This is a genomic window from Sharpea porci, assembly GCF_009695655.1.
Classification (GTDB): Bacteria; Bacillota_I; Bacilli_A; order Erysipelotrichales; family Coprobacillaceae; genus Sharpea; species Sharpea porci.
Genome location: NZ_VUNM01000041.1, coordinates 1 through 16,319, shown reverse-complemented (window position 1 = coordinate 16,319; position 16,319 = coordinate 1). Strand labels below are relative to the sequence as shown.

Below are 16,319 nucleotides of genomic sequence, written 5' to 3'. Positions count from 1 at the left end.
CCATATAGAATGGTGTTTTTTTATGCCTTAATATTGCAGAAATCCTCTGTCACTCATAGAATCGAGGGTAAAAAAAGAGATCTGCTTAGCAGACCTCAATATATTTAGTTATTTCGGGACAAACCCTAGATTAAATGATAATGTTTCATAGCTTTATAGAAACCATCCTCATCAATAGCCTTTGTAACATAGCTACATACTTTCTTGACATCTTCAGGTGCATTCCCCATTGCAATCGCATGATGGACATTCTCAAGCATCTGCAAGTCATTATAGCCATCTCCAATCGCATAAGCATCACTAGGATCAATATGGAAATGCTTTATGATCATATCCACACCTTTCTTCTTAGTGATTGCTTTGTCATTAATTTCTCCACCACCCCTATTGCCATTAAAACTCAAGGGGTTGACATTATAACGAGAAGAAAAATGTTTTTGAATATCTTCAACACTTAGAGTAATGATGCCATCATCATACATACGTTTGTCTTCATACCAGTGAATCTTATTCACATGCATGCCTTTAAAGCTCTCGACTTCCTTGAGCTGATTAAGAAAATGATGACGTCTATCTATATTACGTTCAACTTCCGCAAGACTTCCTGCTTCTTCTAACGTAATGGGCATTCTTCTTAGCTGTCGTTGTTTTTCGCCCACTCTAGTATAGAGTCCATCATTGCATTCAACATTGTAGGGAACATGGTATTGATCAAAGTAATCCGTTATCTCATCACGCTGCTCTTCCGTAAGATATTCATGGGAAACAATTTGATTGTTGATAATAACACACCCACCTGCTGCCGTTATGCAGTTCGTCAAACCTAGATCTTCTAACGGTGTTGACTTAATACTAGGGAGCGAGCGCCCTGTTGAAAGTACCGTCAGGATACCATTAGCCTGAAGCAATCTAAATGCTTCATATGTACTTTCACATATTTTATTTTTTGTTAAGACTGTACCATCTGCATCATAAAATAATACTTTCATTACCTATCACCTTCGTATGTCTATTCTATGCTATTTTATCCTCAATACAAACTATTTACAAAATCAGAAAATGAAAGGAAGCTTTATTTTTAAAAGCTTCCTTGTCCATAATGTTATTTTGCCTTAGCTTCATCTTCTTTAATGATATCATAGAGATCATAGATGAATTTTTCTGTCTTTTCCCAGCCTAAGCATGGATCAGTAATAGAACAGCCATATTTACCATCTTCCACCTTCTGATTACCATCTTCAATATAAGATTCAATCATCAACCCTTTGACAAGACTATGAATACGACGTGAAACATGTCTAGAATGCATGACGTCCTTGGCAATACGAATCTGTTCTAAATACTTCTTACCACTATTGGCATGGTTACAGTCAACAATAACAGCAGGATTTTCTAAGCCTTCCTTCTTGTAAAGATTGTAGACTTCTTTCAATGTTTCATAATGGTAGTTAGGCATAGAGTTTCCAAATTTATCTACATAGCCTCTTAAAATAGCATGCGCATAAGGGTTACCTGGTGTTTGGACTTCCCAGCCACGATAGATGAAACGCTGAGGAGCCTGAGCAGCTGTGATTGAGTTCATCATGACATTTAGATCACCACCAGTAGGATTTTTCATACCTGCTGGAATACCAACACCACTTGCGACAAGACGATGTTCCTGGTCTTCTACTGAACGTGCTCCTAATGCGACATAGCTAAGTACATCGGATAGGTAACGGTGGTTCTGAGGGTAAAGCATTTCTTCAGCACAAGTAAAGCCTGTTTCCTTAATAACACGAATATGCATATGTCGAATAGCTAACAACCCTTCAAGCATATCTTCTGGCTTTTCTGGATCTGGCTGGTGCAACATTCCCTTATAACCTTTGCCAACTGTTCTTGGCTTATTTGTATAGACTCTAGGGATGATGAAGATTTTATCTTTTACCTTTTCATAAACGCCTCTTAAGCGATGCATATAATCAAGAACAGCTTCTTCATTATCTGCTGAACAAGGGCCAATAATAAGTAAGAATTTATCTGATTTACCTGTAAATATATCTGCAATCTCCTGGTCATTTGCTTTTTTAATGGCTTCTAAGTCTTCAGTGAGAGGATATTGTGCTTTAACTTCCTGTGGTATAGGTAGTTTTCTCACGAATTCCATAGTCATTGATTCCATTATACATTCCTCCTTGTGATTACTACCTATCATACACGAATTTAAGAATAAGAAAAGAATTTATTTCATAATTTCATTAATTTCACAAAATCCAATCATGAGATTTCGATAAAACAAAAGAATCCTACTTCATTTCGGATTCTTCTTCTATAAAATATAAACGCGATGCGAAATCCTGAAAATAACGAACGTTTTCATTATAGCCATTGGCACTAAAAGCTTGTTTTAAGCCTACTCCCTGCATTAAAACACTACCTGTTGTATGAATATCTTCAACTTCCCCAGGCATTTTCACAAATTTCGCAACAACCTGATGGGCTAAAGAATCCTGCTTAATATGAACAGGGGATGCCGTATTAATCAAATCTCCAAAGAGCTTGACATTATATTGTTTGGCTTCATTGAAGAAATGATAATGGCTATCTTCCTTTAATCCTCTTGCAATAAACTGATGATACTGATGATGAGGTAAAACAAGCTCCTGTAAAAGCATGCCCATTGCATCCTTTTGATCATCACTGACAACACACCAGTTATGAAGTACTTGATTGACACGATAGAATGTTCCAAACTGGAAGGTCTTGCGATGAACTTTGTATGCTGCAATCTGTTTTGTGATCTCTTCAAGAGCCTCATTTGACAAATCGGCCAGATTTATTTCATAGCCTAAAATACCAAAGCAGGCAACATTATATCTTGTATTAAGAGGTGTTGTACGCAAGGTCTGATGATTAAGCGTTGATGAGACATGATTAGAGATAACAGATAGGGGATAGCCATAAGAATAATTCTTTTGTATGCGTGCACGACACAGTGCATCGGTATTATCACTTGCCCAGATCTGTGGCATAAAACAAAGCATGCCTAAATCAAAACGATTGCCTCCTGATGCACAGCCTTCAAAAAGAATATCAGGAAATGCTTTTGTCAGGTTATCCAAAAGCTTGTATAAACCAATGATATAACGATGAAAGACTTCCTGTTGTTTGTCGGAAGGAAGATAAGGAGAATAGATGTCGCTGAAAGTGCGATTCATATCCCATTTGACATATTTGATATCGGCACTCTCAAAGAGCTTACTCATCACTTTTGTCAGATAGTCCACAACTTCAGGATTACACAAATCAAGAATGCGCTGATGACGTCCTTCTGATTGCCCATGCCCCGGTATCGCAATTGTCCAGTTTGGATGAGAGCGATACAAATTAGAATCAACATTCACCATTTCCGGTTCCACCCAGATTCCAAAATCAAGCCCAATCGCATTAATCTTATCAACAAGGTGTTTCAAACCATGAGGCAGCTTCTTAGGGTCATATTGCCAGTCACCAAGGGATGATTGATCATTATCACGCTTACCAAACCAGCCATCATCCATCACAAAGAGTTCAATGCCAACTTTTTTAGCTGCTTTAGCCTGTTTGATGAGTTTTTGTTCATTGATCTTAAAATAATTGGCTTCCCAGGAATTCAGTAATATGGGACGCTCTTGATGCTGCCATGAACCTCTTACAATGCAGTCATTGATGAACTTATGCATATGTTGGCTCATGTCATTAAAGCCACGATCACTATAACACATCACAGCTTCTGGTGATTCAAATTGCTCACCCTGTGCTAACAAGAATGAGAAGTTCTGAGGGTTAATACCTGAAACAAATCTCATCTTTCCATAACTGCTCACTTCAACTGCTTCATAGTGATTGCCACTATAGATCAAATTCAATCCATAAACCTCACCTGCATCTTCTGATGTATGTTTGTTTGAAAGCATGACAAAGGGATTAGCCCTTGAGGAGGAACTGCCTGTAAAAGAAGCATTGATATGTAATCCACTCTCTACAACATAATCGTGTCTATTCATCTCATCTGTCCAGCTGCCATTAAATGTCGTTAAGACAAAGTCATGTGTTGAAAAATCAAGCTGTGTACTCATGAGACGATTAAGTCTGATTGCATTTTTATTATTGTTGATGAGAACAGCACGTCTTGTAATCATGTCATATTTGTCATAGACATTGTAATAAAGCTTGAGTGTCACATCATAGGCCTCATCAACCAATGTGATTTCCAGTTCCTCTTGATTGTTGGTAGCATAGGGTAATGTGTTAATAGGTGTACGTGTAGTGTTGATTTTAGCATCATGATAGAGAAAATCATTTGTGCTTGATCCATCGTCATGAATAATCTCTACAAAAGGAACACGGATATCTCCCTTACCTATTGTCCCTACTTCTAGGCGCATATCTTCAAGAGAATATTCTGGATGTTCCTCATCATAGATATTTGTGTTGCCTGGGGCGAAGGCATGTTGTTCAATCAACGGGACAATATCCTGGCAGGAAGTGATGGTAAGCTTTTTGCCATAATAGAGATGTTCAAGCTGTTTTGTAGGCAGGATACGCAAGATATAGCTAGAATGTGCTGTTTCAAGAACAAAGCACTGATCATATTGTCTTATCATATTAAGCCTCTTTATTCTTAATGGCCTTTGTGACTTCATCCATCTTTTGAGCTGTTAGAATGTATTTTTTCTTGAAGAAAAGAATACCGAAGACAAGGCCAGCAATAGGAATAAGCGTCATCGTCATACGTAAGCCAACAATCGAGCTTGTGGCCATTTTGACAACGTGTGCTGACTGGGATGAATTGCCAAAATGGAAGATGGCAAGCGCAAGTGCCGCAATGAGTGCTGCAACTCCACTTGCAAGCTTAACAACGAATGTCTGCATGGAGAAGATGACGGATTCATCTCGACGACCATTCTTATATTCACCATAATCAACAGTATTAGCGAGGAAGATTGTTGTAAGAACCATCAACATACCATTAGCTGCAAAGATTAAAAAACCAGGAATAAATAACAAGATAACATTATTCATTGAAGTAAAAGTTAATGCCAACAAGACAATATAGCCTACAATAGCCATCACTAAAGATGTGATGAAGATCTTTATTGTCGTCATGAACTTTCTTAACAATGGGAAAAGTAACATCATGGCAAGAATCTGCATTGCTCCACCAAAAGTATTAAAGACAGTATAGCTCTTATACCAGTTGGCTCCACCAAAATCATATTTAAAGAAATAAATAAGGAGGTTGGATGTAATATAAATTGATAAATTAACAATAACGATAGTCACAACGATAGCTAGGGCCTGATCGTTAGAGAGAAGACTCTTAAACATGTCTTTGACACTTGCAGTTTCCATATCAACGGTTGATGTTTCTTTGATATTAAGACATGTAATGGTTTCAAAGACCACAAAGAATAAAGCAATAATAAGACTAAACCATTTAAAACCAACAATTTCATTACCAGAACCTAAAGAATAGACACACATCATTGTAAAGATAGAAATGAGAGCAGAACCAACACCTGAACAGCTACGGGCAAAGGCCGATGTATTTTCACGGTCACTACCAGGTTCAGTAAAAGCTGGCACCATGCTCCAGAAAGGAATATCCATCATCGTATAGGTAACACCCCATAAGATATAAATAATCGCTGCATAGGCAATAAGCGCTCCACCCTTCAATGAAGTTGGTGTTGCGAATAAAGCATAGAGGACAATGGCATTAAGTAGTGTACCGGAGAAAAGCCAGGGTCTAAACTTGCCCCATTTCGTCTTTGTCTTAGCGACAATAACCCCCATGATAGGATCGTTGAAGGCATCAAAGACTCTTGCGATTAATAAGATAATGCCCATTGCGACAGCATCAATATGTAATAAATCTTGATAATAATACAGGACATAGCTTGCTGAAAGCATATAGACCATGTCTTTACCTACAGCTCCTAATCCATAACTCAGCTTACCTTTCATGCTGAGCTTCTTTTCATTTGTTTCCATTATTTCTTTCCTCTCTTTAATTGCATGGCGAGTTCTATGACTTTATAGGCGCCGTCATAGATGCCAATGGATTTATTGGTAATAATATTGTTGCACATATCTTTCAGGAAGTTGTCATCTGTCATAAAGAGTTCAAGCATCTGTAATGTATGAGGAATATCCCTTGTTTCAAGCGTGCCATCACCAATCTCCGCTGAATGAATAGCGCCCCACATTTCATGTTTGCCCACTCTTTTGATAAAAAGTTTAGGTACTGGATAGAATGCAAGCTCACTAGGCTTTGTGACAAGAACATCACAGCTTCTCATCAACAGATTCGTAATATAAACAGCTTCAAAAATATCATGATGATAGAAAGCATGAATACCTGCGACTTTGCCATTAATAGCTGACTTTGCGAAGGCTGTTGCTTCTTCAAAGTCATCCATATGTTCATAAACAAAGTTTTTCATTTCGGGAATTTCATTACATAACTCATCCCATACATTGCGATAATCACCCACATTGACATAGAGCACAGCTTCATTTTTATCAATATAAGGCAAGAGATACTTGATGATGGCTGCAAAAATTTCCTTCTGCGCACCAGCCCCACCAATCGTCAGCAAGAAACGCATAGCTTCATGCTGATCTTTTCGATCCATACGTTTCTGACAGTCATCTTCAATATTCACAACAAGTTCATGATCGATATAATGACCTGTATAAACAATATCATCTTTCCCCATCGGTTTAAGCACCTTATCTTTGTTCATTCCATTGAGTACACGATATCCCAAGTAAGCATTGTGACATTGGATTGTATGAACAGAACCCTCGGCAAGATGCAAAGCCATCGGCCAGTTATCAGGAATAGCTTCGACAACATATTGCATTCCAGCATGAATAGCTGCCTGTGCTGGCCAGCAATGTGTGCCCACAACAGGAATATCTTTTGGGACATTTCTAAAAACAGGTGCCATCAGTTCTGCATTCTTCTGATCACTCGCATTATAACTGAGCTTTCTAAATCCTTCATAATTCATTGGTTCCCAGACAAATTTATTGAAAAGCTTGAAGCGGGAAAGACGTGAACCTAAGGAATAAAGATCATTCTGAGCTGAAATCACTTTCGTACATGTTGTTTGTGGGTAACTATTGAGATCCATCCAGTATGGCTTATAGCCCAAAGCCTTGGCACAGCTTGCCATTGCCATCGAAATACGATAATGACCAAAACCCATTCTGATATTACCAACAATAATACCTTGTTTCTTATCGAAAGGATCACTTTCAACATCCTTACCAGATAATTCTTCAGGCAAGAGAACATCATATAAATCAAAAACATCCCCTAGCACTCTATTCTTTCGAATACGAATAGGATAATTAACATCACTATCATCACCAAACTTTTTGATATATTTCTTCTTAGACTTCAGTGCTTTCCTATAATCTTTTTCACTGATCTTGTTATCAAAAATCACTTGACTCTTATCTTCCATTACTTCTTTATCCCTTCTACTAATATTTCCACAACACATTCTAGCCCTTCGCTATAAGACAGATGGTTGCCTTTTAGAACATCACGCTTAAAGAAACGCTCTAGACTTGCTTCAAACATTGCTTTAAAGATAGGAATATTGATATCTCTTATGACACCTTCCTCTTTTCCTTGTTCAAGTAATGCAATCGTACTTTCCCAACCTGTCTCTAATCCTTTTTCTACTTCTTTATAAGCCTGCGGATATTTTTCTTTTAGATCATACAAACTAGCTAGATCCAAATCTTTATAGCCTTCAGGTAAGACTGACAACAACTGTATAAGCTTATCAAGCGTTGAAAGTGTTTCATTCTGTAAGACTTCTTGTTCACTTGTTTTAATGCGTTCAAATGAGTATTTGACCATTTCATTAATCAAACTATTTTTATTCTTTGTTACGGTATAGATGGTTTTCTTGGAGATTGAAAGCTTCTTTGCAATATCATCCATTGTGAATTTAATTCCTTTTTCCTTGAATACATCTATTGTTGCTTGTAGTATATGTTCTTTTAAATCTTCCATATGTTACTCCCTTGGAAACTCTTACATCTTTTACAGTTTCCATTGTAGCATTTTATGTAAGCGATTGCAAGAAACCAAATTGTTATATTTAGTTTCCTGTATACAAAAGAAAAGATCATCCTATGATGACCTTAAGATTTATATGTTTGAAGTTGTTTCAATGAGAATACAACAAGAATCAATGAACCAACAATTGTCATAATGATTCCTGCTATAAGCATAATGGATAAACCAAAGTTATCCTGTAATAATCCACCCATGACATTCCCCATAAAGGAGCCAAGTCCTGTTGACATCATCGAAATCATTGTTTGTCCCATCATTTCATGTTTTCCATCAATATGGTCAGAAACATAATAAGTAATTGTGGCAGTAAATAAACCATAGCTTGCACCTTGAGAAAGCATGCCTAATATCAGAATAGGCAAATTCGGCGCAAGGCAAATCAATAGATTACGTACAAGATACATCATACCTGCAACCACAAATAACTGCTCACTCTTAAAATGTTTGAGAAGTGTATGGGTGATGGCCATAAAGGGAAGTTCGCTTGCCGCCATCGCAAAGACTGCAATGCCATAGAATGACGTTGTTCCACCTAAGTGCTTAACAATATTGATTAAGTATGTAGAAAGCATGGCTGAAGCCCCAAAAGTAATCCCAAAGCCAAGAAGAATGATGAAATAAAAATGATAAGTTCTTATAAAATTGAAAACAGAAATATGTTCAGCACTCTTTGCATCACCGCTAATTTCCACATCTTCGATTGAATACAAATCAATCAACAACAGTATCATGCCACATACAAAGAATATGACAAGTAATGAAGGATTGAGCTTATCGACAAGAAGCCCGATAGAGAATGCCGTTGTCGCATAAGCAATCGACCCTAGACCTCGTGCTATGCCAAAATTAATATAATGCCCCACTTTTAAATGATTCATACATATCATAGAAAGCAAAGGAACACAGGCATAGCTTAATGTAATAATCGAGATATCAAGAATCATGATGATCACTGTTGGTAATTTCAAAAAAGTAATCAACAGGAATATCAATATTTGATAGACAATAATCATCGTCAAAAGCTTGTTGATTGTAAGATGTTCTATTTGCCCAATTAAGCCACTGATAAACGGTCCAACAATAATCGACAGGATACACCCCATTCCTGTGACAATACCTATTTCCGTATTGCTGAGTCCTTTCCATTGCAAGAAGACAGCAATATAGCCTGTCAGGGAACATGTTGCTATCCAATAGAGCATCTGTACCCAATTATATTTCATTTGTAAATGTTTCATAACCAAGCACCTCTTCAATAACAATAACTATAATCAAAAGTCATTAAGAAATGTGCTATTTTCTCAAATAGAAAATCAACAATCCATCTTGACTTCAATTGTATTGTTGTAAGAAGAAACATAGGCATATGCCCCAATGACAAGAGGCATATTGGGGTTAATATGACCCACGTCTGTATCCATGATGATAGGCACATGGTATTTCTCTAATAGCTCATAAACAGCATTATATTGATTGACGCCCATCATTTCTTTATTGCTAGCAGCAAGAGGACGTCCAATCACAAAGCCTGAAGCCGTTTTAAACCAGCCAGCTTCATCAAGTTCCCAAATAGCACGTCTTATACCCATTGGTGTAAGATCACATGCTTCAAGTACCCAGATAATCTTTTTATGTTTGATAGCTTTTTTTACTTCATCAAAACGTGTCCCACAAAGATTAACAAGAACATCAAGACATCCACCCATTAATACGCCTTTCATATTGATAGGCATATTGTAGACTTCTTTTATTGATTTATTAATGGGTAAATAGTTATGGAGGATTTTGGGTTGATCGAGATGGTATTTTTCATTTTGAGCTAAATTGAGATAACCTTTATCAGGTGATGCATATTTTTCATAACCATAAACCTTCTTGATCTTACCTTCCATAATGCCAAGTGTATCTTCTTCTCTTCTTGTCAGAGGAAATCGAAAATCAGGAACAACAGGACCATAAATGGCTGCGGTATGGCATAGTGTTGCTAGTGTAAAGACCATGTTGGTATTATCGGATATCCCCACATACCATTTAGGCTTTGACTTCTTCAGCTTCTTAAAATCAACATATGAGATTGTCTCACACATTAACTCTCCCCCACCAGCAGCAATAATAGCCTTCACTTCAGGATCAAGATAGAAATCCATTAATTCTTTAGCAGCCACTCTTGGATCAGTGGCAATACCCTTTCCATCCTCTAAATAACACGTTTTGCCAATAACAACTTTATAGCCTCTTTCTTCTAGCACTCTTTTAGCATCATGCATCATGCTTAAAGCTGGCTCACTTGCACATCCACATGATGGCGCACTAAAGGCAATAATATCGCCTGGTTGAATATAGTCTGGTATTCTCATAGCTTTCCTCCATTAAATAGATTGTAAACTCAGTTACATAAATATCTTACATTATAGAGTGAATCTCTTCCCTTCTATTATGCTCACAAAAAGTCAGGTATTCCTCCTGACTTTAAGCATATGATGCAGTTGCAACGTAGTTTGGATTAATGACCATTCCCTCTCTAGGATCAGACCATTTTGTATTCCACCAAGATCCACTACTTGTACTTTTTCCAACGAAAACAGTCACTTCTTGCTTGTTTTGATTAACTTTTATAAAGAGAGAATAAGGATGTGAGTCTTCTGAATCAGCCATCTTATTTGCAAATAACAAACGATTATAACTATAACGTATACCTAACCAGTCATTCTCATCATTAATCTTCGTAATATCAAAGCCGATACTTTCAAACATTGCCTTTATAAAACCATTATCCTGATTCCATGTTCCATCATTAAGATGGGGCAAATCCCTGTATGTCGCACTACTTTCATAAGAAGAAGGTTTCCCTTTATTTCTATTACCAAACCGACTATAATCCTTTTCACCAAGTACACCCCATCCCGCTTCTCTAAAATGAATAATTTCTAAGCCTTTTCCATAAAGACCATTTTGTCTATTAGAATAGCTAACTTCCTGTTCAAGTTTTTGTAAACTATTCTTTTTTATCCAACGTGCTGCTGCCTGTGCAAGTAACTGAATATTTTTTGTGTCGCGTGCTTCACGCAAAGTATTATCAGCATCATTTAAAAGAATCGTATCCAGATCACTATTATAAATATCTTTAGAGAAGTAATAGGTAGGAACTAATGCATAATGCTTCATGTCAATGACTCCATTCGCAACTTTCTCCTTGAAGTCAGCAAAGTTATCTTCAGTTATCAATCCTTTCCATTCACCATTATCATATGTAAGCTCATAAGTACAGCCCGTATAATAATATCGATTGTTAGGATTATTAGCACCATTGGTAGGAACACTGACCCAATATGGCTTTTTACGATTCTTATCCCAAGAATCATACATATTTTCTTTTACAGAAGTCACATTACCATTGGTATCATAAGTAGCAGGTGATAATGACCAGCCGGCAAAAGACCATTTGCCCCACTCTTTATTCATATTTTTTAAAGCTTCCCAACTTGCATTAGGCAAATCATCATAACTACCAACGCCTAAGTTTTCAAGCCCAGGCATCTTACTGACTTTACCTGTACTAGCGTCAACGATAAAGAATTTTGTATCAATATCTTTGGCTTGAGCTTCAAATCTCGTTAAATAGACAGCTTCCTTTTTCTCTTTAACGCTAGAATCAATATTGATGGTCTTTTGATGATATGAAGCAGAAGCAAAGGCATTAAGCTGGATTTCATCATGCATATTTGTCCCATTGATTTCTAACTTGTAATCTGCTGATTTCATCTGTACATTTTGATCATAGCCTCCCTGAACATTGTAGAGCGCAAGATCACTATCCTCTTTATACATATTGGAAGCATTATAATGACGATAGATCATACTGATACTTGTAGAAAGGACACCAAGGACAATGGAAAGAATGGCAATAGAAACAATAACTTCGATTAATGTAAATCCCTTTTTATTCATTTCCGACACCTTCCTAATAATACTTTCCTATTTCTACTTTATTCTTATTATCAATTGTACAATCAATAGAGACAGTTGATTCTCTATTGTTGTACCCTACAGTGACTTTGTAAGTCACAACATGAGAACCATCATCCTTCGTTGTCACTTTATATTCACAGATGTTTTTTGTAATCAACTTCACATAATCCTTAGAACCCACATTGGATGTTTTACTCAAATTAAGATTCCAGGTTCCGGATGCATCTTTAGGATAATAAACACTTGTAGTAAAGCTTCCTGTTTCTTTTTTTAAGTTATCCGCAATAATCTTTACTTCACTTTTTGCATAGAGATAAGCCTGACGCTCATCATTATTTCTAACGCTACGATTATAATAGGACTGTGCAAGCATATACATTGCACCCGTAAGGATGAGTACAAGCATGGTAACGATGACAACTGCAACAATCGTAGAACCTTCTTCATTCTTTACTTTACTCATGCTCCCTCACCTTCCTGTATCAAATCATTATAACTCTTTCTTTCCCATATGGCATTACGGATAGCTGTATTGTCTAATCCACCAATAGTATACTTATCATCAGTGTCAATATTGTGGTTTTTTGCTTCATTTTCATCATAATAAATCATAGCTCTTTCAAGCCAAAATTCATTAGAACGACCCATCGTATCTCCATAGGCATACCTGTCAATCGTAAGACTATTATTTATACGACTGATACTTATGTCACTAAAATATTGATAACGAAGTCCAAAATATAACTTTGCATCCCAGTTACAAATAGATGTATGATCAGCTGTATACGTGTAGCCATAATAACCATATGAACTTAAATTAATAGCTGGCAAGTTCTTAGGATCTTTAAGCTGTATAAAATCCTGATATTGACCCTGAACAGCATTATCATCTAACTGTACTGTTCCAAGTCTTACAGCATCGCCTTTTTCATAAGAGCTTGTCGGATGATAACAATTTTCCATCAATTTCCAGCCTGATTTGAAGCTCTTACCAGGCAGCTGATATTCACCAGTCGCCCCTACTTCAGGATCTGCTATTTTCTTATAAACTTCATAATAACTATACTGACTGCCACGGCCACCATCAGAATCAGCTACTTTTACTTTGACATAATCCCCAATCTTGTAGGTTGTGTTACTGTTATATTCTTGGAGCTCAGGATAATCAGTCGCATAGTTAGCTGCATTGCTGACTTTTTGTTCTTTTCCTTGATAGCTAAAAGAAGTCAAATGTGTGCTCTTTTCATATCCTGGTGAAGATTTAATGTCTTTATTAAGTTCCAACAAGTCTTTGATACGTTCATCCTTCATAGTTGAGAACGTATTATCGTAACCTTTATAGTTTGGTAATGGCTTATCACCAATTTTCTCCCAATATTGAGAATATTGGTCTGGCTTTTGATATCCACTTGTGTCCTTAATACAACGGTAATAAATATTCTTACCACCTTCATTTATTCTAATGACATCACCAATATAGTAAGTATTCTTATCATCATAATCAGGAGTAAGACGTTGCCAATATGAACCACCTAAATCAGGATGATTATAGTTTGCGGCACGATAAGGAAGATTTTTTGTACACATATACCAATAACCCTTGTAATAGACAAAGTCACCAGCACGATAGTTATTAAGATAAGGAAGTTGTAGAAAGTCATCATTCCATACAGATTCTGCTGTACCAATAAAGTATCCTCTATTTAAATATGGTGTTATTTCATTAATCTTATCTGCAACTGTACCTGTTAAATAAGGATTGGTTGTTGGATCTATTTCACTTGATTCTTTCTTTGTCTTAGTATTGTAATATATTCTAATCAAGCCATCTCCATCTTGATTAAATGAGACACTTTGCATTGTATTGTCTAATGACACAGGTGATTTATCATTGCCTTGTGATGTTTTTGTATTTCTAAGATCACCCGTATTATAATCTTTATCAGTTGTGCCATTTTCTTTTAAGACATTTGAAAATTCAATTGCATCATTCTTCTTATATGTCTCCGTGTCACTCTTTAAAACATAGTGAAAATTGACCACATAACTTAGGTTATCATTATCTTTCTGACGACGCTGCAATACATAATGCATACTTAATTTACTGATATCATTATTACGGTCATAAGTATCCTTGACCGCATAATAGCTATCATCAAGCGCTTGCTTGCCTGTACCAGTACCAGTTTTCTTTGTTTTATCATACTTATAACTTCCCTGGTAAAGTTTTCCATTGCTGACTGCTATCCATGACCAATCTCCATTGTTATCACTATTGATTTTTGGTGGAATAGTACTGATGACGACATCACTAGAATTTTGTATTTCATCTCGCACATAATCGACAATATTATCCAGTGCATCTTTTTTGAGTTTTTGCGTACTGAAAGTTCCAAATGTCGTAAAGCCCGTTAAGATCACAGAAAGTATTGCCCCAAGTGCAATCGAACCAATCGCAATCGAGACAATCACTTCAATCAATGTAAAGCCTTGATTATCTTTCTTTCTCATTTCCCGAATACTCCCTTATTCTTTATGATTTCGCATATCCCCACTTCTTATCGACAACACTGATCATTTCCTGATCTTGCGCATAGGCCTTCATATTATGCAATACAATCTTATAAAGCTTTTCTAATGTAATATCAAGTTGATAACCACCTGTTATATGTGGTGTAATCAACAAGTTATCAATATTCCACAAAGGACTATCAACAGGTAATGGTTCTTCTTCTAAGACATCAAGCCAAATACCTAAAAAACGATCATGTACTTTTTCAAGCATACTTGTATCAATAACATTACCCCTTCCTACATTCATCAAGATGGATTGATCTTTACAGGCTTCTAAGATTTCTTGATTAAAGAGGTGATAAGTATATTGTGAGGCAGGAAGACTAATGGCAATAACATCAGCCTTTGATACCTCTTCTTTTAATTCATCAATTGTATGCATTTCATCAAAGCCATCAACTTCTTCTTTTCTTCTTCGCATACCAACAACATATCCACCCAATGCTTTAGCACGCTTCGCAAATTCCATACCAATATTTCCCGTTCCCACAACTAAGATACGTTTTCCAATAGGTGAAATGACATGTCCTTCATTGACCCATTTTCTTGCTTCTTGATCTTTGAAATATGTAGGTATACGCTTCATTATATTCAGCATCATGGCAATCATATATTCACTAATCGCAATGCCATATGATCCTGTTGCACATGTTAGAACTGTTTGTGGCGCAATGACACCCAAGTACTGATTCACCCCTGCACTCTCTGCCTGAAACCATTCTAAATGCGCATCTTGTAATAATGCAGGATCCACATTTCCAACAACGGCATCCACACTTAAAATATCTTCTTTACAAACATCCTTCTTATTCTTTACTATTACATCCAACCCTTTAATATGTTCAAGCTCTTTTACCTGATTATCTTGAAAATCACTTATTGTCATTAATACTCTTTTCATTTCCATTCCCACTTTCTTTAGCTTTATTATACACTGAAAAAAGAAAACTATCGCATAAAAAGAAGCCTCAACGAGACTTCTTTTTAATATTGCTCATTCATAATTACGAAAGAGTACCTCTTGTCACACCAGTAAGATTATCTAAATATTCTTTACCTACGGTCATTTTATTATTGGACTCAATTGTTACAAGTTTATAACCTTTTCCATCTTTAAATTGAATACCAACAGTCATCGAAGCAATCCCAGTTTTTGATGGTGTCAGCTTCATCTTACATAAATATAATGATTTTACTTGATCACCATAATCTTTTCTTGGTCCAATCTCTTCAATGACTTGATCAAGATATTTTTTATCTAAACCAAATGTACCGACATAAATTTGAATTTTATTATAAGCGCCATTATCAACCTTTCCATTGGCTGAATATTCATAGACGAACGCTCTTCTTGCATTCAAGAAAGCTGCACGTGCAACGGCAACATACTTAGCATCATTTGCTTCATTGATATAAGACATGACTGATGGAACAGCTACAGCCATTAATACAGCTAAAATAACAGTGACAACAATAATTTCAATCAGTGTAAATCCCTTGTTTTTATTAACACGCATATTCAACACGTATACTCAATTTAAGGTTAGAATTGAGTATTTTTCCTTTCTAGCCGAATTAAGAATGATATCATCTACGGCCATTGATGATATCATTTATAAGCACTGTGGATTTGTATCTATATTTTTAC

The 16,319-nt window shown here is 36.3% G+C and carries 13 protein-coding genes; all 13 read right to left on the bottom strand.

Annotated features, from left to right (window positions below; translation table 11 throughout):
• Window positions 1-125: 125 nt before the first annotated feature.
• Window positions 126-989, bottom strand: a complete 864-nt coding sequence (locus FYJ79_RS11585; RefSeq protein WP_154518599.1) for an HAD family hydrolase — start codon at window positions 987-989, stop codon at window positions 126-128.
• A 113-nt stretch (window positions 990-1,102) separates the two neighbouring features.
• The gene (locus FYJ79_RS11580) at window positions 1,103-2,164 is read right to left on the bottom strand and encodes a 3-deoxy-7-phosphoheptulonate synthase (RefSeq protein WP_154518596.1); all 1,062 of its coding nucleotides are present in this window, start codon (window positions 2,162-2,164) and stop codon (window positions 1,103-1,105) included.
• 124 nt (window positions 2,165-2,288) lie between these two features.
• Window positions 2,289-4,628 (bottom strand): alpha-galactosidase, encoded by a 2,340-nt coding sequence (locus FYJ79_RS11575; protein WP_154518593.1) that lies wholly within the window; start codon window positions 4,626-4,628, stop codon window positions 2,289-2,291.
• Between the two features lies 1 nt (window position 4,629).
• Entirely contained in the window at window positions 4,630-6,018 is a 1,389-nt protein-coding gene (locus FYJ79_RS11570; RefSeq protein ID WP_154518589.1) for a glycoside-pentoside-hexuronide (GPH):cation symporter, read from the bottom strand.
• Entirely contained in the window at window positions 6,018-7,502 is a 1,485-nt protein-coding gene (locus FYJ79_RS11565) for a DUF6937 domain-containing protein (RefSeq protein ID WP_154518586.1), read from the bottom strand. The genes FYJ79_RS11570 and FYJ79_RS11565 overlap by 1 nt, the downstream gene beginning before the upstream one ends.
• Window positions 7,502-8,062 (bottom strand): TetR/AcrR family transcriptional regulator, encoded by a 561-nt coding sequence (locus FYJ79_RS11560; RefSeq protein ID WP_154518583.1) that lies wholly within the window; start codon window positions 8,060-8,062, stop codon window positions 7,502-7,504. Before FYJ79_RS11560 ends, FYJ79_RS11565 begins: the two co-directional genes overlap by 1 nt.
• Before the next feature lie 131 nt (window positions 8,063-8,193).
• Window positions 8,194-9,366: an MFS transporter gene (locus FYJ79_RS11555; RefSeq protein ID WP_154518580.1), complete on the bottom strand. Its 1,173-nt coding sequence runs from the start codon at window positions 9,364-9,366 to the stop codon at window positions 8,194-8,196.
• A gap of 75 nt (window positions 9,367-9,441) precedes the next feature.
• Window positions 9,442-10,485, bottom strand: a complete 1,044-nt coding sequence (locus FYJ79_RS11550) for an LD-carboxypeptidase (protein ID WP_154518577.1) — start codon at window positions 10,483-10,485, stop codon at window positions 9,442-9,444.
• Between the two features lie 112 nt (window positions 10,486-10,597).
• A complete protein-coding gene (locus FYJ79_RS11545; RefSeq protein ID WP_154518573.1) occupies window positions 10,598-12,076 on the bottom strand; it encodes a prepilin-type N-terminal cleavage/methylation domain-containing protein in 1,479 nt (492 codons plus the stop codon).
• A 13-nt stretch (window positions 12,077-12,089) separates the two neighbouring features.
• Entirely contained in the window at window positions 12,090-12,560 is a 471-nt protein-coding gene (locus tag FYJ79_RS11540; RefSeq protein ID WP_154518569.1) for a type II secretion system protein, read from the bottom strand.
• Window positions 12,557-14,608: a PilW family protein gene (locus FYJ79_RS11535; protein WP_154518566.1), complete on the bottom strand. Its 2,052-nt coding sequence runs from the start codon at window positions 14,606-14,608 to the stop codon at window positions 12,557-12,559. Before FYJ79_RS11535 ends, FYJ79_RS11540 begins: the two co-directional genes overlap by 4 nt.
• Before the next feature lie 22 nt (window positions 14,609-14,630).
• Window positions 14,631-15,572, bottom strand: a complete 942-nt coding sequence (locus FYJ79_RS11530; RefSeq protein ID WP_195837088.1) for a D-2-hydroxyacid dehydrogenase — start codon at window positions 15,570-15,572, stop codon at window positions 14,631-14,633.
• Between the two features lie 103 nt (window positions 15,573-15,675).
• Entirely contained in the window at window positions 15,676-16,188 is a 513-nt protein-coding gene (locus tag FYJ79_RS12770; RefSeq protein WP_154518560.1) for a type IV pilin protein, read from the bottom strand.
• Window positions 16,189-16,319: the final 131 nt, after the last annotated feature.

Bases quoted from the DNA above. Each gene is read 5' to 3' on its own strand.
- FYJ79_RS11585 (WP_154518599.1), bottom strand. From the start codon at position 989: ATGAAAGTATTATTTTATGATGCAGATGGTACAGTCTTAACAAAAAAT.
- FYJ79_RS11580 (WP_154518596.1), bottom strand. From the start codon at position 2,164: ATGGAATCAATGACTATGGAATTCGTGAGAAAACTACCTATACCACAG.
- FYJ79_RS11575 (WP_154518593.1), bottom strand. From the start codon at position 4,628: ATGATAAGACAATATGATCAGTGCTTTGTTCTTGAAACAGCACATTCT.
- FYJ79_RS11570 (WP_154518589.1), bottom strand. From the start codon at position 6,018: ATGGAAACAAATGAAAAGAAGCTCAGCATGAAAGGTAAGCTGAGTTAT.
- FYJ79_RS11565 (WP_154518586.1), bottom strand. From the start codon at position 7,502: ATGGAAGATAAGAGTCAAGTGATTTTTGATAACAAGATCAGTGAAAAA.
- FYJ79_RS11560 (WP_154518583.1), bottom strand. From the start codon at position 8,062: ATGGAAGATTTAAAAGAACATATACTACAAGCAACAATAGATGTATTC.
- FYJ79_RS11555 (WP_154518580.1), bottom strand. From the start codon at position 9,366: ATGAAACATTTACAAATGAAATATAATTGGGTACAGATGCTCTATTGG.
- FYJ79_RS11550 (WP_154518577.1), bottom strand. From the start codon at position 10,485: ATGAGAATACCAGACTATATTCAACCAGGCGATATTATTGCCTTTAGT.
- FYJ79_RS11545 (WP_154518573.1), bottom strand. From the start codon at position 12,076: ATGAATAAAAAGGGATTTACATTAATCGAAGTTATTGTTTCTATTGCC.
- FYJ79_RS11540 (WP_154518569.1), bottom strand. From the start codon at position 12,560: ATGAGTAAAGTAAAGAATGAAGAAGGTTCTACGATTGTTGCAGTTGTC.
- FYJ79_RS11535 (WP_154518566.1), bottom strand. From the start codon at position 14,608: ATGAGAAAGAAAGATAATCAAGGCTTTACATTGATTGAAGTGATTGTC.
- FYJ79_RS11530 (WP_195837088.1), bottom strand. From the start codon at position 15,572: ATGAAAAGAGTATTAATGACAATAAGTGATTTTCAAGATAATCAGGTA.
- FYJ79_RS12770 (WP_154518560.1), bottom strand. From the start codon at position 16,188: ATGCGTGTTAATAAAAACAAGGGATTTACACTGATTGAAATTATTGTT.